The sequence below is a fragment of the Burkholderia sp. SIMBA_062 genome (assembly GCF_046534765.1).
Lineage (GTDB): Bacteria > Pseudomonadota > Gammaproteobacteria > Burkholderiales > Burkholderiaceae > Burkholderia > Burkholderia ambifaria.
In genome coordinates, this window is record NZ_JAWRYD010000538.1 from 1 (window position 1) to 243 (window position 243).

Below are 243 nucleotides of genomic sequence, written 5' to 3' on the forward strand. Positions count from 1 at the left end.
GAAAGCGACAGCTTCGGTCACAGCGACGTGGGTGCTGGTGAGAAGGTGCAGGTCGAGTTCGTCTCCGCCAACCCGACCGGCCCGCTGCACGTCGGTCACGGCCGCGGTGCCGCGGTCGGCGACGTGCTGTGCCGCCTGCTGGCCGCCACCGGCCACGACGTCACCCGCGAGTTCTACTACAACGACGCCGGGGCCCAGATCAACAGTCTGGCGCTCTCCGTCCAGGGGCGCGCCAAGGGTCTG

1 protein-coding gene is annotated in these 243 nt (G+C 70.0%); it reads left to right on the forward strand.

Annotated features, from left to right (window positions below; all coding sequences use genetic code 11):
- The coding region (argS, locus tag SB786_RS37375) for an arginine--tRNA ligase (RefSeq protein ID WP_410731732.1) at nt 1–243 on the forward strand (243 nt) is incomplete at both ends.